The 17500-nt window shown below is 61.9% G+C and carries 16 protein-coding genes; 3 read left to right on the top strand and 13 right to left on the bottom strand.

Translation table 11 applies throughout. The features are described 5' to 3' along the window. The first annotated feature begins 1 nt into the window (after window position 1). Window positions 2-898 (top strand): LysR substrate-binding domain-containing protein, encoded by an 897-nt coding sequence (locus AC0JZ4_RS07440; protein ID WP_471885760.1) that lies wholly within the window; start codon window positions 2-4, stop codon window positions 896-898. 195 nt (window positions 899-1093) lie between these two features. On the opposite strand, the gene AC0JZ4_RS07435 is transcribed toward AC0JZ4_RS07440, so the two are convergent. From AC0JZ4_RS07435 to AC0JZ4_RS07395, 9 genes are all read right to left on the bottom strand, one after another. Continuing rightward, window positions 1094-1501 (bottom strand): F0F1 ATP synthase subunit epsilon, encoded by a 408-nt coding sequence (locus AC0JZ4_RS07435; RefSeq protein ID WP_471885759.1) that lies wholly within the window; start codon window positions 1499-1501, stop codon window positions 1094-1096. A 131-nt stretch (window positions 1502-1632) separates the two neighbouring features. Next, window positions 1633-3063, bottom strand: a complete 1431-nt coding sequence (gene atpD / locus AC0JZ4_RS07430) for a F0F1 ATP synthase subunit beta (RefSeq protein WP_471885758.1) — start codon at window positions 3061-3063, stop codon at window positions 1633-1635. 23 nt (window positions 3064-3086) lie between these two features. Next, complete coding sequence (locus AC0JZ4_RS07425; protein ID WP_471885757.1) at window positions 3087-3974, bottom strand: F0F1 ATP synthase subunit gamma; 888 nt, start codon at window positions 3972-3974, stop codon at window positions 3087-3089. Between the two features lie 33 nt (window positions 3975-4007). Further along, window positions 4008-5537 (bottom strand): F0F1 ATP synthase subunit alpha, encoded by a 1530-nt coding sequence (atpA, locus tag AC0JZ4_RS07420; protein ID WP_471885756.1) that lies wholly within the window; start codon window positions 5535-5537, stop codon window positions 4008-4010. Beyond that, a complete protein-coding gene (locus AC0JZ4_RS07415) occupies window positions 5537-6103 on the bottom strand; it encodes a F0F1 ATP synthase subunit delta (protein ID WP_471885755.1) in 567 nt (188 codons plus the stop codon). The genes atpA and AC0JZ4_RS07415 overlap by 1 nt, the downstream gene beginning before the upstream one ends. A 262-nt stretch (window positions 6104-6365) precedes the next feature. Continuing rightward, the gene (locus AC0JZ4_RS07410; RefSeq protein WP_471885754.1) at window positions 6366-6749 is read right to left on the bottom strand and encodes an AGROH133_08824 family phage infection protein; all 384 of its coding nucleotides are present in this window, start codon (window positions 6747-6749) and stop codon (window positions 6366-6368) included. A gap of 86 nt (window positions 6750-6835) precedes the next feature. Next, a complete protein-coding gene (locus AC0JZ4_RS07405) occupies window positions 6836-9073 on the bottom strand; it encodes a primosomal protein N' (RefSeq protein ID WP_471885753.1) in 2238 nt (745 codons plus the stop codon). 49 nt (window positions 9074-9122) lie between these two features. Further along, the gene (locus AC0JZ4_RS07400) at window positions 9123-10277 is read right to left on the bottom strand and encodes an AAA family ATPase (RefSeq protein ID WP_471885752.1); all 1155 of its coding nucleotides are present in this window, start codon (window positions 10275-10277) and stop codon (window positions 9123-9125) included. A gap of 36 nt (window positions 10278-10313) precedes the next feature. Continuing rightward, entirely contained in the window at window positions 10314-11243 is a 930-nt protein-coding gene (locus AC0JZ4_RS07395) for a GNAT family N-acetyltransferase (RefSeq protein ID WP_471885751.1), read from the bottom strand. Window positions 11244-11380: 137 nt separating this feature from the next. Between AC0JZ4_RS07395 and AC0JZ4_RS07390 the strand changes: the two genes are divergently transcribed. Together AC0JZ4_RS07390 and AC0JZ4_RS07385 are read left to right on the top strand one after the other, a co-directional pair. Next, window positions 11381-12316: a tyrosine recombinase XerC gene (locus AC0JZ4_RS07390; protein ID WP_471885750.1), complete on the top strand. Its 936-nt coding sequence runs from the start codon at window positions 11381-11383 to the stop codon at window positions 12314-12316. A 93-nt stretch (window positions 12317-12409) separates the two neighbouring features. Continuing rightward, window positions 12410-13480, top strand: coding sequence for a TraB/GumN family protein (locus tag AC0JZ4_RS07385; protein ID WP_471885749.1), 1071 nt, complete (start codon window positions 12410-12412; stop codon window positions 13478-13480). A gap of 79 nt (window positions 13481-13559) precedes the next feature. Here the strand turns inward: AC0JZ4_RS07385 and lpdA are convergent, their stop codons facing one another. The 4 genes from lpdA to odhB all read right to left on the bottom strand — a co-directional run bounded on the left by lpdA (window position 13560) and on the right by odhB (window position 17463). Then, window positions 13560-14966 (bottom strand): dihydrolipoyl dehydrogenase, encoded by a 1407-nt coding sequence (lpdA, locus tag AC0JZ4_RS07380; RefSeq protein WP_471885748.1) that lies wholly within the window; start codon window positions 14964-14966, stop codon window positions 13560-13562. Between the two features lie 62 nt (window positions 14967-15028). Next, window positions 15029-15673, bottom strand: a complete 645-nt coding sequence (locus tag AC0JZ4_RS07375) for a LysE family translocator (RefSeq protein WP_471885747.1) — start codon at window positions 15671-15673, stop codon at window positions 15029-15031. Window positions 15674-15685: 12 nt separating this feature from the next. Further along, window positions 15686-16099: an MAPEG family protein gene (locus tag AC0JZ4_RS07370; protein ID WP_471885746.1), complete on the bottom strand. Its 414-nt coding sequence runs from the start codon at window positions 16097-16099 to the stop codon at window positions 15686-15688. Between the two features lie 128 nt (window positions 16100-16227). Then, on the bottom strand, window positions 16228-17463 hold the full coding sequence (gene odhB, locus AC0JZ4_RS07365; protein WP_471885745.1) for a 2-oxoglutarate dehydrogenase complex dihydrolipoyllysine-residue succinyltransferase: 1236 nt from the start codon (window positions 17461-17463) through the stop codon (window positions 16228-16230). Between the last annotated feature and the right edge of the window lie 37 nt (window positions 17464-17500).

Below are 17500 nucleotides of genomic sequence, written 5' to 3'. Positions count from 1 at the left end.
GATGCTGGACCGCATACCGCTGGAAGCATTCCGTGTCTTCGACGCCGCCTGCCGCTTCATGAATTTTTCCCGTGCCGGCCGCGAACTGCACATCACCCAGGCCGCCGTCAGCCGCCGCATTCAGGGACTGGAAGACCAGCTCGGCGCAAAACTCTTCACAAGACGCGGCCGCAACCTGACGCTGACGCCGGACGGCGAGCGGCTTGCCCAGCGCGTGCGCGCCACGCTCGACTATCTGGAGGAAAGCCTCGAGCCTTTTCGCGGCGGCGGTCGCGAAACGATCTCGATTGCGGCGAGCGGCTCCGTCTCGCACCTGTGGCTCGCCAAGCGCCTGAAGGATTTCGACAACGAACGCCCGTCTGTCTCCGTTCGCCTGCTGACGACCGATGCTCCATCGGAGCTTGCCTCGGAGGCCAACGATCTCGTCATCCTTTACACAACAGGCGAACATCCCCGCTGGAACCTCAGTCTGCTGATGAAGGAGGATCTGGTGCCGGTCGCGTCACCCGGCTATCTCGACCGTCATGAGCTGGCCGCCGCGGTCCTCTCACCCGAGGTGATCGCGGGCCTGGACCTGATCGACTACGAACGGTTCAATGCGCACTGGATTTCCTTGCGCCAGTGGTTCGCCCGTCTTCCGCAACCGCCAAAGGCGCGCATCGCTCCCCGCCTATCCTTCTCCACCTATTCGCTGGCGATCGACGCCGCCTTGCGGGGAGAAGGGGTGACGCTCGGCAGCCGGGGACTGATCGCCGACGAACTGGCCTCTGGCGCCTTGGTTGAGCTCGGTGACAAAAGGTTGGAGACGGGCTACGGCTACTACCTCGGCATGCCGCGCTATCGCTCACTGACACCGGGCGCAATACGGTTGCACCAGCATCTGATTTCGGCGGCCTGAGGGTGAGACACTAGAGCGTGTCGCTCGAAAGTGGCTGCCGGTTTCGAGCTAAGACACGCGCAAAAAAAGCTAAAGCGTGTAGAGCGAATCTGAAAGATCGCGATTCGCTTTAGGCCGCGTTTTACGACGGGGCAACTCGGAAACGCAAAAGGCGGCCCAAAGGCCGCCTTCATCAATACTGCTGGGTCTTGCAAATTACGCGGCGACGACGATGCCGTTCAGCTGGGTCAGTTCGTTGAGGAACTGTTCGAGCTTGGTCTTGTGTTCGTCGTTGTTTGCCTTGCCGATATCGGCCTGCGTCGCGTCGATACGCTTCTGCAGCGTGTCGCGGGTCAGTTCGGCGACCGGAACGGCGGCTTCGGCGAGAAGCGTGCAGCTTTCCGGCAGGATATCGACGAAACCGCCGAAGACGACATACTTGGTGACCTGGCCGGAAGCGAGCTTCACGGAAACCACGCCCGGCTTGATCGTCGTCATGGTCGGCGCGTGTTTGGCAAGCACCGTCATTTCGCCAAGCGTCGCAGGGATCACCACTTCGGTGACCTTTTCGGAGACGAGAAGGCGTTCGGGCGAAACCAGTTCAAAGTTGAAAGCGTCGGCCATGATGGTCCACTTCCTATGGCAATTCCGGCAAGGCGCCTTGTTGGCTCGGCATGCGGACTTGCGTGAAAATTCGAGATCTTACGAGATGAGAGGCGCGCCGATTTGAACGACGCGCCATACTTTGCTTGTGATTAAGCGGCTTCTGCCAGCTTCTTGGCCTTTTCGATCGCTTCTTCGATCGAACCGACCATGTAGAAGGCTGCTTCCGGCAGGTGGTCGTACTCGCCGTTGACCAGGCCCTTGAAGCCCTTGATCGTGTCTTCGAGAGCAACCAGCTTGCCCGGCGCACCGGTGAAGACTTCTGCAACGAAGAACGGCTGCGACAGGAAGCGCTCGATCTTGCGGGCGCGGGCAACGGTCATCTTGTCCTCTTCGGACAGTTCGTCCATGCCGAGGATGGCGATGATGTCCTGCAGGGCCTTATAGCGCTGCAGCGTCGTCTGAACCTTACGGGCAACTTCGTAATGCTCTTCGCCGATGATCATCGGGTCGAGCATGCGCGAGGTGGAGTCGAGCGGGTCGACGGCCGGGTAGATGCCCTTTTCGGCGATCGAACGCGACAGAACCGTCGTTGCGTCCAGGTGGGCGAACGAAGCGGCCGGAGCCGGGTCGGTCAAGTCGTCGGCGGGAACGTAGATGGCCTGAACCGAGGTGATCGAACCCTTGGTCGTGGTGGTGATGCGTTCCTGCATGGCGCCCATGTCGGTCGCCAGCGTCGGCTGGTAACCAACGGCCGAAGGAATACGGCCGAGCAGAGCCGACACTTCCGAGCCAGCCTGGGTGAAGCGGAAGATGTTGTCGACGAAGAACAGAACGTCCTGGCCCTTGTCGCGGAAGTCTTCAGCGATGGTCAGACCCGTCAGAGCGATACGGGCGCGTGCACCCGGCGGTTCGTTCATCTGGCCGTAGACGAGGGCAGCCTTGGAGCCTTCGCCGCCGCCGTGCTTGTTGACGCCCGACTCGATCATTTCGTGATAGAGGTCGTTGCCTTCGCGGGTACGTTCGCCAACGCCGGCGAATACCGAGTAGCCGCCGTGCGCCTTTGCGACGTTGTTGATCAGTTCCATGATGAGAACCGTCTTGCCAACGCCGGCGCCGCCGAACAGACCGACCTTACCACCCTTGGAATACGGAGCCAGAAGATCGACGACCTTGATGCCGGTGACCAGGATCTGGCCTTCGGTGGACTGCTCGACATAAGGAGGAGCGTCCTGGTGGATGGAGCGCAGGTTCGACGTGTCGAGCGCACCGGCTTCGTCGATCGGCTCGCCGATGACGTTCATGATGCGGCCGAGCGTCTGCTCGCCAACCGGAACCGAGATCGGAGCGCCGGTATCGCTGACCTTCTGGCCGCGAACCAGACCTTCGGTCGAGTCCATGGCAATGGTGCGAACCCGGTTTTCACCGAGATGCTGGGCGACTTCGAGAACCAGGCGGTTGCCGTTGTTCTCGGTTTCCAGTGCGTTCAAAATGGGCGGCAGTGCGCCATCGAAAGCGACGTCGACGACTGCGCCGATAACCTGGGTCACTTTGCCGAGGGACTTGCCCGTTGCGGTAGCCATGTTTTTTACCCTCTTCTTGTCGATCAGAGCGCTTCCGCGCCCGAAATAATTTCGATCAGTTCCTTGGTGATCTGTGCCTGGCGCTGACGGTTGTAGGACAGCGTCAGCTTGTTGATCATGTCACCGGCGTTGCGCGTCGCGTTGTCCATAGCGGACATCTGCGCACCGTAGAAGGAAGCGTTGTTTTCCAGCAGAGCCTTGAAGATCTGCACTGCGACATTCTTCGGCAGCAGGTCTTCGAGAATTTCTTCTTCGCTCGGCTCGTATTCGTAAAGCGCGCCGCCCGTCTGGGCCGGCTCGCCACCCGGGGCAACGTCGAACTTCGCCGGGATGATCTGCTGCGCGGTCGCGATCTGCGCGATCACCGACTGGAAGCGCGCGAAGAACAGCGTGGCAACGTCGAACTCACCGGCGTTGAACATGTCCAGCACCTTGCCAGCAACTTCGTCAGCCTGGACGAAACCAAGCTGCTTCACTTCGCGGAAGGTGATGTAATGGACGATGTTGTCCTTGAACGAACGACGCAGAACGTCATTGCCCTTGCGGCCGACCGTCAGGATCTTGACGGTCTTTCCTTCGGAAAGGAGCTTCAGGGCGTGATCGCGTGCCAGGCGGATGATCGAGGAGTTGAAGCCCCCCGCAAGGCCACGCTCTCCGGTCGCAACGACCAGAAGGTGAACCTTGTCCTTGCCCGTGCCCGAAAGCAGCAGCGGCGCGTCGGCGTTGCCGGCATTGGCGGCCGAAAGGCCAGCCAGCACCTTGTCCATACGCTCGGCGTAGGGACGGGCAGCTTCGGCAGCTTCCTGCGCGCGACGCAGCTTCGCCGCGGCGACCATTTTCATCGCCTTGGTGATTTTCTGCGTCGCCTTGACGGAGGCGATCCGGTTTTTCAGATCCTTAAGTGAAGGCATCCGTTATCGGTCCTTGAGCTTGATCCGTACTTCTTAGGCGAAAGACTTTGCGAAGGCGTCGATAGCCGACTTCAGCTTTGCCTTGGTGTCGTCCGAGATCTGCTTTTCGGTGCGGATCGTGTCCAGCACTGCCTTGCCTTCCGAACGGAGGTAGGAGAGCAGACCCTGTTCGAACTTGCCGACTTCGGCAACCGCGATCTTGTCGAGGTAGCCGTTGACGCCAGCGAAGATTACCGCAACCTGCTCTTCCGTCTTCAGCGGCGAGAACTGCGGCTGCTTCAGGAGTTCCGTCAGGCGTGCACCGCGGTTGAGCAGGCGCTGCGTCGAGGCATCGAGGTCGGAGCCGAACTGCGCGAAGGCGGCCATTTCGCGATACTGGGCAAGCTCGCCCTTGATCGAACCGGCAACCTGCTTCATCGCCTTGACCTGAGCGGCCGAGCCGACGCGGGAAACCGACAGACCGACGTTAACGGCCGGACGGATGCCCTGGTAGAACAGGTCGGTTTCGAGGAAGATCTGGCCGTCGGTGATCGAGATCACGTTGGTCGGGATGAACGCAGAAACGTCGTTACCCTGGGTTTCGATGACCGGCAGAGCCGTCAGCGAACCGGCGCCGCGCTCGTCGGAGAGCTTTGCAGCGCGCTCAAGAAGACGCGAGTGGAGATAGAAAACGTCGCCCGGATAGGCTTCGCGGCCCGGCGGGCGGCGCAGAAGCAGCGACATCTGACGATAGGCGACAGCCTGCTTGGAAAGGTCGTCATATGCGATCAGCGCGTGCTGGCCATTGTCACGGAAGTATTCGCCCATGGCAGCGCCCGCAAAAGGTGCGAGATACTGCATAGGAGCCGGATCCGAAGCGGTAGCGGCGATAACGATCGAGTACGGCAGTGCGCCGCGCTCTTCCAGAACCTTGACGAACTGGGCAACGGTCGAACGCTTCTGGCCGATTGCGACGTAGACGCAGAACAGCTTGTCGTTTTCCGGGCCGTTGTCGTGGATCGGCTTCTGGTTCAGGAACGCATCGAGAATGATGGCGGTCTTGCCGGTCTGGCGGTCGCCGATGACGAGCTCGCGCTGGCCGCGGCCAACCGGGATGAGTGCGTCGATGGCCTTGATGCCGGTCGACATCGGCTCATGAACCGACTTGCGCGGAATGATGCCCGGAGCCTTGACGTCGACGCGCGAACGGCGGGTCGAGTTGATCGGGCCCTTGCCGTCGATCGGGTTGCCGAGCGCGTCGACGACGCGGCCGAGCAGTTCCGGACCAACCGGAACGTCAACGATGGCGCCGGTACGCTTGACGGTGTCGCCTTCCTTGATGCCACGGTCGGAACCGAAGATCACGACGCCGACATTGTCGGCTTCAAGGTTGAGCGCCATGCCGCGAACGCCGCCGGGGAACTCGACCATTTCGCCGGCCTGGACATTGTCGAGGCCGTAGACACGGGCGATACCGTCGCCGACGGAGAGAACCTGGCCGACTTCCGAGACTTCAGCTTCCTGGCCGAAGTTCTTGATCTGGTCCTTGAGAATTGCGGAAATTTCCGCTGCACGGATATCCATCAGCCGACCTCTTTCAATGCAAGCTTAAGGGTGGAAAGTTTGGTGCGAAGGGACGTATCGATCTGGCGGGACCCGACCTTGACGATCAGACCACCGAGGATCGACGGATCGACCGTGACGGCAATGGTCACGTCCTTGCCGGTCACGCCCTTCAGCGCCGACTTGAGTTCTTTTTCCTGCGTTGCGGTCAACGCATGGGCCGAAGTAACTTCGGCGGTAACTTCACCGCGGTGTTCCGCAGCGATTTCGCGATAGGCGCGGATCATGCCCGGCAGCGCAAACAGGCGCCGATTGCCAGAAACCACCTTCAGAAAATTAACGACGACACCGGAGATACCGGCCTTTTCAGCAACGGCAACAACGGCCTTCTGCTGATCTTCGGCAGTAAAGACCGGGCTTGCCACGAGGCGCCGCAGGTCTTCGCTTTCCGCCAGGAGCGCCTCGAAACGAGCAAGATCGGCACCAACAGCGTCGATAGAACCGGTTTCCAAAGCCAATTCGAAGAGCGACGAAGCATAGCGCTCCGCAACACCGGAAATAAGCGGGGACGTGTCAGCCACAGGCACAGTTTCCCTGAATTGCCATCCAAGCGCATCACCCGAACCCGTGAGATCGGACAAAGTCTTGAAAAATATTGATTTTCGACCGAAACCGATAAGGCCTCCACCCCACCCATTCCGACGTTCGGGGTCCGTCTAGCATAGGATGTAGGGACTCGCAACACGACTCGGCACCGAAAAAGCCCGGCATTCAAGGGGATGCGCAGATTTTTACGCCCCGCGCCTTCATTTGCCGGGTATCGCTCGCCGCCCGCGTCGATTTGCGCGCTCAGATGTACCCGAGAACGTAAGCGAGCGGGCCCGCGGCCAAAACAACCTCCAGTAGGAAAAACAGGCCATTTCGGGCCGTCAGCCCCCGATCGGCGAGGAAGGAGATAAAACGCCCCGCGGCGCCGAGCGCCAGAACCACGCCGGTCGCCATGTAGAACCAGTCCTGGGCAAGCAGGATCGGCAGCACGCCGAGGCCGAGATAGCGACCGCCGGCAGCGCGGATCGAGCCATACCCCTCCGGCAGGACCTCGCCGATCTGAAATGCCGAAAGCCGCAGGCAAGCGCCGGGGAAAAGCAGGATGACAAGGCCGATGACGGCAGTGATGGCGCAGGCGACGAAAGCCACCTGCTCGTTCAGTTCAGTCGGAAAGTAGAATTCCATGGCGCTGTTTCCCTTCGAATCGCCCACGATTCTAGCCAACAGGGTAAACAAGTCGCAAAGGCGGCGTCGGAGAATGCGTGGCGGCGCTAGAGAAAGCTCTGCGGATCGACATCGAGCTGAACCTGGATCGTGCCGCGCGGCTTCGGTCCGCTGCCGATCATCGCCCGCAGGAAGGCCTGCATGTCGGAATTGCGCCTTCCGTGCACGAGGAGCCGGAAACGGTGACGGCCACGCACCAGTGCGATCGGAGCCTCCGCCGGGCCGAGGATGGCGATGCCGGAGACATGCGGCGCGGCAGCGCGCAGCCCGCGCGCGTGATTTTCCGCATCCGCCCGCGTATCCGCCGAGACGATCAGCGAGGCAAGCCGGCCGAAAGGCGGCAGCAGCGCCTTTTCACGCTCGTTGATCTCGCGCTCATAGAACGCAGTGGAATCGCCGGACACGATCGCCTGCATGACCGGATGCATCGGCTGAAAAGTCTGGATCAGGCCATGGCTCTTCAAGCCGGTTCGCCCGGCGCGGCCCGTCACCTGGCTGAGCAGCTGGAAGGTTCGCTCGGCGGCGCGTGGATCGCCGTTCGACAGGCCGAGATCCGCATCGACGATGCCGACCAGCGTCATCAGCGGGAAGTTGTGCCCCTTGGCGACGAGCTGCGTGCCGATGACGATATCGACATCGCCCTTGGCGATCGCCTCCAGCTCCAGCCGCATGCGCTTGACGCCGCCGAGGATGTCCGACGACATGACAATGGTGCGGGCGTCGGGGAAATGCTTTTCCACCTCTTCGGCAATCCGCTCCACGCCCGGCCCGCAGGCGACCAGATGGTCGAACGTGCCGCATTCCGGGCAGGCTTCCGGCGTGTGCTGGTGATAGCCGCATTGATGGCACTGGATCTGGCTCTTGAACCGGTGCTCGACGAGCCAGCTGGAACATTGCGGGCACTGGAAACGATGGCCGCAGACACGGCAGAGCGTCAAAGGCGCATAGCCGCGACGATTGAGAAAGAGCAGCGCCTGCTGCTTCTTCTCAATCGTCCGCGCGATCGCCCTCACCAGAACCGGGGACAGGAAGCCGCCGCGTTCGGGCGGATGCCGGCGCATGTCGACGAGATGCAGGTCGGGCAGTGCCGCATCGCCGAAACGGGTCGGCAATTGCACCAGATTGTAGCGACCGGACAGGCCATTGACCTGGCTTTCGACCGAGGGCGTGGCCGATACGAGAACGATCGGAAAATCACCGATCCGCGCCCGCACCACCGCCATGTCGCGGGCATTGTAAAAGACGCGGTCCTCCTGCTTGTAGGCAGGGTCATGCTCTTCATCGACGATGATGAGGCCGAGTTCCTCGAAAGGCAGGAACAGCGCCGAGCGGGCGCCGGCCACAACGCGAACCTCGCCGGTCACCACCCCGCGCCACACCTTCTCGCGCATGCGCGGCGAAAGATCGGAATGCCATTCGGCAGGCTTTGCCCCGAAGCGCTGCTCGAAACGCTCCAGGAAGGCCGGCGTCAGCGCGATCTCGGGCAGCAGGATCATCACCTGCTTATCCCTCCGCAGCGCCTCGGCGACCGCCTCGAAATAGACCTCGGTCTTGCCCGAACCGGTAACCCCGTCGATCAGCGAGGCGGCAAAGCCTCCCTCGCGCATCGAAGCGACGACTTCCTCGGCCGCGTGTTTCTGCGGCCCTTCTATACGCGGCGCGATGTAATCCGGGTCGGGCCTTGCCACCACCGGCGGCGGCGGAAGAAATATCGTGTCGAACATGCCCTGCTTGATCAGACCGTCGATGACGCTGAGCGATACGCCGGCGGCATGCGCAAGCCCGCTGCGCGTCCACGGCACGTCCTGCTCTTTCGCCATGTCGAGAACACGCGTTCTGGCCGGCGTCAGCCGATCCGGCGCGCCACCGAGATAGCGCAGTCCCTCAACCATCGGCTCCGGATCGAGCGCCGCCGGGGCGCGGATCGCCATGCGCGCGACAAGACCGGGCGGCGATAGCGTATAGGCCGACACCCAGTCGACGAAATCGCGCATGTCCTTGGAAAGCGGCGGGCAGTCGAAGGCAAGCGTGATCGGCCGCAGTTTCTTCGGATCGAGCCGCTCGTCGTTATCGCCATCCCAGACGACACCGATCAGCTGGCGCGGCCCGACCGGCACCTGCACGACCGAACCCGGCTCCACATGCATGCCATCCGGCACGGCATAGCTGTAGGCCCCCGGCACCGGCAACGGCACCAGAACCGGCACGACGCGCACCGGCGCCCGCGACGGCGCAAGCGCGTCGCCGAACAGCGAATCCATCATGTCAGAAGAATTTTTGGCCATGCGGCGCGACCATGCATCGGAAGAGAACAAAAGTGAACTGTTTTATGGCTCACGCACCCTCGTCCTCGTCCTCGTCATCCTCGTCCATCACCCCGGTCGCCCGCATGCCTTCCAGCCATGTCGCGCCGTCCCTGCGGATGACGCGTTTCGGCCTTGCGCCACAACGATCCCGTATCGCTGCCGCCAGCTGTTCGGAATGGGTGACGATCCAGATCTGGCTCGACTGCGCCGCTTCCGCGATCATGTCGGCCAGCGGTTCCAGCATATCAGGATGCAGGCTGGCTTCCGGCTCGTTGAGCGCGATCAATGGCGGCTGACGGTATGACATCAGCGCCGCGGCCAGCCCGAGGAAGCGTATCTGCCCGTCGGACAATTCCTGCGGCTTGAACACCCTGAGCGGCAGATGCGGGAAGACCAGACCGAATTCGGCATATTCTCCGGGTTCGGGAACATTAAGCCTTGCCCCTTCGAAGGCCGTCGCAATCGCCCTGTTGAGTTCGATCACGTCGCCGCGGATATGTGCAAGTGTCGCGAAGACCGCAGCGATATTCGCTCCGTCCTCGTTCAGCAGCGGCGAAGTAACCGCAAGACATGGTTGACGCATCGGAGAGTCCCGATCGGTGCGGAACCCGTGGAAGAAGCGCCAGCTTTCCACCATCCGCCGGAAAGCGCCGATTTCCGGATAGTGTCCGGCATCACCCAGAAGCGCGATGGCCGTCTCCGACGTCATGGCGCGCTCGGGATATTCCACCATCCGCCCCTCGGGCCCGCGCACCATGATGCCGGGTCCTGCCCGCTTCATCATCGTCACCGGTCGCCGGCCGGTTTCGATCGTCAGCTCCTCCTCCTTGATCTGCGGCTCGAAGGCAAAACCCGCGGCGGCCTTGGGTGGCCTCAGGCCCGCTTCGACGCGGTAGCGGAAGGTAATGGCGCGCTCTTCGTCCAGCACCTCGACATTCAGCCTGATGCGGAAATTCTTCTCGTTGCGCCGATGGCCCGACCATAGCGCCGAAGCCATGCCGCCTTCCGCCGCGATTTCCGATGCCAGCGTGCCCCTGACTGCGGCCTGGATCAGCTGCAGCGCCCGGTAGAGATTGGATTTGCCGACCCCGTTTTCGCCGATGAAGACATTGACGTCGGCAAGGTCCATGCCGATCGCCTTGAGCGATCGATAATTCTGGGCTGACATGGAACGCAGAAGCATGCCGGACCTCCATGCGCAAGCAATAAGGACAAGCGGTCAGGCTGCAGAAACCACCGCCGGTTTGGTCAGGCCGGAGAATTCAGCGTCGCCATCCGCCGCCAGGTTAAAGACGGTGTGATGCTCCAGGGCCTTCGTCACTTCGGCCGGATCGCCTTCCAGCTGCTCCGGCAGGATCATGTTGCCGACGGTGAAGTCGAAGCGATTGCCCTTCTTGTTGAGCAGCTCGTAAAATACCGTCATGTCGCGCAGTTCCGTCGACCACTTGGCCAGCCAGTAGAACAGACCGGAATTGCGGGCCGTGATGTGGATCGGCAGGATCGGCAGATTGTATTTGCGCGCCAGACTGACGGCCGATGTCTTCCACGGCCGCTCGTTGAGCTTGCCGTTTTCCCAGTAGGCGATGCGGCCGGAGGGGAACAGCACCATCACCTTGCCCTCCTCGACCGCCTTGTTGGTAAGCAACAGCGTCTCGCGCGTCTTCAGCTTGCTCTTGTGCTCGTCACGCCATTCGACCGGAATGATCATCTCGGCAAAACGCGGATTGACGCGCACGGCATCGCGATTGGCAAACACCATCAGGTCCGGCCGCGTCGCCTTCAGAAGATCGAACACGGCGACACCGTCGGCAATGCCGGTCGGATGGTTGGAGACCAGGATGAAACCGCCCTTTTCCGGTATGCGCTCGACATTCTTCGCCCCGATTTCGAGCCTCAACAGATCGCTCATGTATTCGAAGCACTGGAAGCCACTTTTCGGCGCGATGTCATCGGCAAATTCGATGGCCCGTCCATAGCGCAAAAGTGTATAGAGAAACGGCCGCATGACCGGCCACAGCGGGCTTCCGACGATGCGCTGTCCCCGCTCGGCAATCAGCGTATCGACGATATGGCCGGGGCGGCCGCGGGAGTTCAGGGTCATGGTCTCCGCGAATTGACTGAGCGTCGTCGAACTATCACGGCGGGCCATACGTACTCCTTGGGCAAGGCAGCTCTTGTCGCAGCCCTGTATGATAAAACTTTGGCAACCATCGCGGTTTAGGATCTCCACAACGCTGCCGATAGCAATCTGGTGCGGCTTTCCACCAAAATCAACGGTTAAAGCCTTTGAACGAACTGCTGATCATCGCCTCACCCGAGCTTGCAGCCAAGCGCCACGAATGGCTGGAAAGCCTCAAGGGCGAGCGACGACTGTCGAAAAACACGCTCGACGCCTATGAGCGCGACACCCGCCAGTTCCTCACCTTTCTCACCGGCCACCTCGCTGGGCCGCCGAAAATCGCCGACATCCACACGCTGCGCCCCGCGGATCTGCGTGCATTTCTGGCCCAGCGCCGCCGTGATGGCTCCGGCGCCCGCTCGCTCGGCCGGCATCTCGCCGGATTGCGTTCGCTGCTGTCCTACCTGGAGCGCCAGGGCCTGATCAATGCAGCGGCCGCCAGCGCAGTGCGGGCGCCGAAACAGCCGAAATCACTGCCCAAGCCGCTGACCGACCGTCAGGCAACCAGCCTCACCACGGCCGAGACCCAGCTGCACGAGGAGCCCTGGATCGCCGCGCGCGACGCCGCCGTGATGGCGCTTCTCTATGGCTGCGGCCTGCGTATTTCCGAAGCGCTCGGCCTGCTGCCGGGCGAAATCGAACCCGGCACGACGACGCTGCGCATCAGGGGCAAGGGCGGCAAGACCCGCATCGTGCCGCTCCTTCCGGTCGTATCGGAAGCCGTAACCCGCTACCGGGACATCTGCCCGTTTCACCTGACGGGTGACAAGCCGCTGTTTCGCGGCGCGCGCGGCGGGCCATTGCAGCCGGCGATCATCCAGCGGCAGATGCAGAGGATGCGCAGCGCCTTCGGCCTGCCGGACACCGCCACGCCGCATGCGCTGCGTCACTCCTTCGCCACCCATCTTCTGGCCGGCGGCGGCGACCTGCGCACCATCCAGGAACTGCTCGGCCATGCCAGCCTGTCGACCACCCAGGTCTATACCGGCGTCGATACTGCACGGCTTCTCGATGTTTACGATCGCGCCCATCCGCGGGCTTAGATCGACAAGGGCAACCATTTGCTAACCACCCCCGTTAAGCAGCTGTGCAAGCCGGGCTGCTAACCTCCGCATCGAAAATTTCGGATTGGTGAGATGAACCCAACGCTCCTCGAAAGCCGCCTTCTCGATCGTTTGCAGGGCTTCGTCCTGTGGCTGATAGCCTCCATTCACGTGGTCGCCCTGGCATCCCTCCTTCTCGTCATCGGCATGCTGACGACCGCCAATGCGCAGGACATCGCCTGCCATGGCGCCAATCTTCTCGATGAGATGAAGGCGGAGAACCCCAGCGCCTATGAAACGGTTCTGGCGGAAGGTGCTAAAGTGCCGAATGGCAAGGGCATTTTCTGGAAACTGGAAAAGCCCGGTCTGCCCCCCTCATGGCTTATGGGAACCATGCACGTCACCGACCCGCGCGTGCTCAAGATGCCGGCGGGCGCCGATACGGCGTTCGAAAGCGCCAAAACACTGGTCATCGAATCCGACGAAGTGCTGGACGACAAGAAGGCGATGGCCGGCATGCTGACGCGGCCGGAACTGACCATGCTCACCGATGGCAATTCGATCGAGAAGCTTCTGAAGCCCGACGATCTGGCCATCCTGGAAGAAGGCCTGAAGAAGCGCGGCGTGCCGCTCTCGGCGGTCTCGCGCATGCAGCCCTGGATGCTGATGTCGCTCGTCTCGCTGCCGGCCTGCGAGCTGGCCCGCAAGGCGCAGAACGCCGCCTTTCTGGACAAGCAGCTGGCGCTCGACGCGGTTGCCGGCGGCAAGGACGTCAAGGGGCTGGAAACGCTGGCCGAGCAGCTTGCCGCCATGGCATCCATTCCGATCGACATGCACCTGAAATCGCTGATCGAGACGATCAGGCTCGGCGACCGGATGAACGATGTCTTCGAAACGATGACCGAACTCTACCTGACGGGCGAGATCGGCCTCACCATGCCGCTTCTCAAGCATGTCGCGCCCGATGGAAGCGACGATGCCGGCTACGCCGAGTTCGAGGAACTGATCGTCACCAAGCGTAACCACACGATGGCAGAGCGCGCAGTGCCGATCCTCGCCAACGGCAACGTTTTCGTGGCCGTCGGTGCGCTGCACCTGCCGGGCAAGGACGGCCTGGTCGAACTGTTCCGCAGCCAGGGGTTCACGGTCACGGCGGTCAACTGAGCCCGCATCCAAAAAACACCGGAAACGCGAAAGGGGCGGTCGCAAGGACCGCCCCTTTTTCATATCCTGCCCAACCGGATCACATGTGGATCGGCTTGGCAAAGGTCGAAAGAGCCGCTTCCTTGACCGCTTCCGACATGGTCGGATGCGCGTGGCAGGTGCGGCCGAGATCTTCCGACGAACCGGAGAATTCCATCAGCACGGTGATCTCGTGGATCATCTCGCCGGCGCCGAAGCCGACGATATGGCCGCCGAGAACGCGATCGGTTTCCTTGTCGGCCAGGATCTTCACGAAGCCGTCGGTCACCTGCATCGCACGGGCGCGGCCGTTTGCAGTGAACGGGAACTTGCCGACCTTGTAGGCGATGCCTGCGGCCTTGAGTTCTTCTTCCGTCTTGCCGACCGAGGCGACTTCCGGCTGGGTGTAGACGACGCCCGGAATGACATCGTAATTCACATGGCCATGCTGGCCGGAGAGGATTTCGGCAAGCGCCACACCCTCGTCTTCCGCCTTGTGCGCCAGCATCGGACCCTTCACGACGTCGCCGATCGCATAGATGCCGGCGACATTGGTCTTGAAGCCGTGGTCGATCTCGACACGACCGCGATCGTCGAGCGCAACGCCCGCAGCTTCCAGCCCGAGGCCCTCGGTATAGGGCTTGCGGCCGGTGGAGATCAGCACCACGTCGGCTTCGACCGACACGGCATCGCCACCCTTGACCGGCTCATAGGTGACCTTGGCGCCGGTTGCCGTCTTTTCGACGGCCGTGACCTTCGCTTCGGTGCGGATATCCATGCCCTGCTTGGCGATCATCCGATGGAACTGCTTCGACACGTCGGCATCCATGGCGCCGAGCAGCTTGTCGAGATATTCGATCACGGTGACCTTGGCACCGAGACGCATCCAGACGGAGCCGAGTTCGAGGCCGATGACACCGCCGCCGACGACGATCAGGTTCTGCGGCACCTTGTCGAGAACCAGAGCGCCGGTCGACGAAACGATGACCTTCTCGTCGATCTCGACATTGACGCCCGGAATGCCGGCGACATCGGAACCGGTGGCGATAACGATGTTCTTCGTCTCAAGCTCCTGCACCTTGCCGTCTTCGGCTGTGACGGACACCTTGCCGGCGGCGACGATCTTGCCGGTGCCGATAAAGCCGTCGATCTTGTTCTTCTTGAACAGGAAGGCGACGCCATCGGTGTTCGACTTGATGGTCGCATCCTTGTGGGCCATCATCTTGTCGAGATTCAGCTTCGGCGCAGACACTTCGATGCCGAGCGTGTCCATGCCGTGAGCGGCGTGGTGGAACATTTCCGATGCATGCAGCAGCGCCTTGGACGGAATGCAGCCGACATTGAGGCAGGTGCCGCCATAGGTGGCGCGCTTTTCGACGACAGCGACCTTCAGTCCGAGCTGCGCTGCCTTGATTGCGCAGACATAACCACCGGGGCCGCTACCGATAACGACGACATCATAAGCCATGTTCTAGTTCCTAATTCCTGGTTTTGGCAGGATCATCCCCGCCGACATTTCGAGAATGGCCCTCAGGCCGCTTTTTCAGTCGCAAGTTTCAGCCCGAGCGCAATGAACACCACGCCGCTCGTCCGGTCGATCCACTTGCTGGCGCGCGAGAACGCCGCCCGCATGCGCGGCGTCGTCATGAATGCGCTGACGCCCACGAACCAGATGATCAGGCAGCTTGCCATGACCAGCCCGTAGCCGAATTTGATCGCTATCGGCGTATGCACGCTGACGACGGTAGAGAAGATCGACAGGAAGAAGAACACCGGCTTCGGGTTCAGCGCATTGGCGGCAAAGCCAAGCGTGAATGCCTTCAACGCCGATTGGCGGCGCTTGTCACCATCGCCCTTGGGCTGCGCCGAAACGGTGATCTCGGTCCTGCCCGCCTTCAGCGCCTTGACGCCGATATAGAGCAGATAGGCAACGCCAAGCCACTTGATGATGTTGAACAGGTAGACCGACTGGGAGATGATCAATCCGAGCCCGAGGATCGTGTAGCTGACATGGAACATCAGCGCAGCGCCGATGCCGAAGCTGGTGACGATCGCCTGACGCCTGCCATGCACGATCGCCTGACGCATCACCATGGCGAGGTCCGCTCCGGGCGAAACGATCGCAAAGGAGAAGATCGCCATCAGCGAGACAAGTTCGATCAGATAGGCATGCATTGAATGGATCCCTTAGAACAGCAGCGCAACCATCATGATCAGCAGACCCGCAAGGCTGAGCAGCCAGACGAGCGAACGGACATAGGCGATACCGGCGAGATAGATGGGAAGATAGGCGATCCGTGCGATCAGCCAGACCCAGGCGCCACCGATGCCAAGCCCGCTCGGATCGCCGATGAAGGCAAGGCCGAGAAGCAGGCCGATAAAGGCCGGATAGGTTTCCTGGTAATTTTTGGAGGCGCGCGCCGCACGGCCCGCCGCCGCATTCCTGGGTGCCAGATCTTCATCGCGCGGACCCGCATTCCATTTGGAACCCAGCTCTCGCGTGGCGAGAAAACCCTGCAGCAGAATATGAAAGAGCAGCAGGACGACACTTAAGGCAAGCACCACCACGAGATGGGTCGCATTTGCCGAAGCGGGTTCCATGTTGCTCTCCCTTAATCCGGAGCATGTCGCGCAAAAATGTGAAGCGGTTTTGCGATGGCGACATGCGGCAAAAAAGAAACTGAAGCGACGCAGGTCCCTGGGGTTTGCGTCGCTTCGATATGCAGGGCTTAGAGGTCCAGAACCAGACGTTCCGGATCTTCCAGGCTTTCCTTGACGCGGACCAGGAAGGTGACCGCTTCCTTGCCGTCGACGATGCGGTGATCGTAGGAGAGCGCGAGATACATCATCGGACGAATGACGATCTGGCCGCCGACGACGACCGGACGCTCCTGGATCTTGTGCATGCCGAGGATACCCGACTGCGGCGCATTCAGGATCGGCGAGGACATCAGCGAACCGTAGACGCCGCCATTGGTGATGGTGAACGTGCCACCCTGCATGTCGGCCATGCCGAGCGAACCGTCACGGGCTGCCTTGGCGAGACGGCCGAGTTCCTTCTCGACGCCGGCGATCGAGCGCTGGTCGGCGTCACGGATGACCGGAACGACAAGGCCCTTGTCGGTGCCGACGGCCATGCCGACGTGGCAGTAGTTCTTGTAGATGATGTCGGTGCCGTCGATTTCGGCGTTGACGGCCGGCAGTTCCTTCAGCGCGTGGGTGACAGCCTTGGTGAAGAAGCCCATGAAGCCGAGCTTGACGCCATGCTTCTTCTCGAACACGTCCTTGTAGCGGTTGCGCAGGTCCATCACGGCCGACATGTCCACCTCGTTATAGGTGGTCAGCATGGCTGCGGTGTTCTGCGCATCCTTGAGACGCTTGGCGATCGTCTGGCGCAGACGGGTCATCTTGACGCGCTCCTCGCGAGGCGCATCGTCGGCCGACGAAACCGGACGCGGGGCTGCCGGAGCGGCAGGTGCCGCGGCTGCGGACGGGCCCTTGGCGATGGCAGCCAGAACGTCACCCTTCAGAACCTGGCCGCGCTTGCCCGAACCGTCGATATCGGCGGTCGAGATGTTATTGTCGGCAGCAACCTTGGCGGCAGCCGGAGCCGCCGGCATGGAAGAACCACCGGCAGGAGCGGCAGGTGCCGGAGCAGCAGCGGCAGCAGGCGCCGGAGCGGCTTCGGCGGGCTTGGCAGCCGGGGCCGAGGTCGCAGCACCGGCAGCACCAGCTGCGATCTGGCCGAGCAGCGCGTCGAGACCGACGGTCTCGCCGTTCTGTGCGACGATTTCGGTCAGGACGCCCGAGGCCGGAGCCGGGACTTCAACGGTAACCTTGTCGGTTTCCAGCTCGACCAACGGCTCGTCAGCCTTGACCGTATCGCCGACCTTCTTGAACCAGGTGCCGACTGTTGCCTCGCTGACGGACTCGCCGAGTGTAGGGACGCGGATTTCGGTGGCCATGATCTGTTTCCGTGTTTCTCGATATTTCGTTTCGAAC

It is taken from the genome of [Rhizobium] kunmingense (assembly GCF_977018605.1).
Note: the sequence above shows the minus strand (reverse complement) of the source record. Positions and strands in the feature narration are given on the sequence as shown.

What these genes read in the sequence shown, in the direction of transcription:
- AC0JZ4_RS07440 (WP_471885760.1), top strand. Translation starts at nt 2, where the DNA reads ATGCTGGACCGCATACCGCTGGAAGCATTCCGTGTCTTCGACGCCGCC.
- AC0JZ4_RS07435 (WP_471885759.1), bottom strand. Translation starts at nt 1,501, where the DNA reads ATGGCCGACGCTTTCAACTTTGAACTGGTTTCGCCCGAACGCCTTCTC.
- atpD (WP_471885758.1), bottom strand. Translation starts at nt 3,063, where the DNA reads ATGGCTACCGCAACGGGCAAGTCCCTCGGCAAAGTGACCCAGGTTATC.
- AC0JZ4_RS07425 (WP_471885757.1), bottom strand. Translation starts at nt 3,974, where the DNA reads ATGCCTTCACTTAAGGATCTGAAAAACCGGATCGCCTCCGTCAAGGCG.
- atpA (WP_471885756.1), bottom strand. Translation starts at nt 5,537, where the DNA reads ATGGATATCCGTGCAGCGGAAATTTCCGCAATTCTCAAGGACCAGATC.
- AC0JZ4_RS07410 (WP_471885754.1), bottom strand. Translation starts at nt 6,749, where the DNA reads ATGGAATTCTACTTTCCGACTGAACTGAACGAGCAGGTGGCTTTCGTC.
- AC0JZ4_RS07405 (WP_471885753.1), bottom strand. Translation starts at nt 9,073, where the DNA reads ATGGCCAAAAATTCTTCTGACATGATGGATTCGCTGTTCGGCGACGCG.
- AC0JZ4_RS07400 (WP_471885752.1), bottom strand. Translation starts at nt 10,277, where the DNA reads ATGCTTCTGCGTTCCATGTCAGCCCAGAATTATCGATCGCTCAAGGCG.
- AC0JZ4_RS07395 (WP_471885751.1), bottom strand. Translation starts at nt 11,243, where the DNA reads ATGGCCCGCCGTGATAGTTCGACGACGCTCAGTCAATTCGCGGAGACC.
- AC0JZ4_RS07385 (WP_471885749.1), top strand. Translation starts at nt 12,410, where the DNA reads ATGAACCCAACGCTCCTCGAAAGCCGCCTTCTCGATCGTTTGCAGGGC.
- lpdA (WP_471885748.1), bottom strand. Translation starts at nt 14,966, where the DNA reads ATGGCTTATGATGTCGTCGTTATCGGTAGCGGCCCCGGTGGTTATGTC.
- AC0JZ4_RS07375 (WP_471885747.1), bottom strand. Translation starts at nt 15,673, where the DNA reads ATGCATGCCTATCTGATCGAACTTGTCTCGCTGATGGCGATCTTCTCC.
- AC0JZ4_RS07370 (WP_471885746.1), bottom strand. Translation starts at nt 16,099, where the DNA reads ATGGAACCCGCTTCGGCAAATGCGACCCATCTCGTGGTGGTGCTTGCC.
- odhB (WP_471885745.1), bottom strand. Translation starts at nt 17,463, where the DNA reads ATGGCCACCGAAATCCGCGTCCCTACACTCGGCGAGTCCGTCAGCGAG.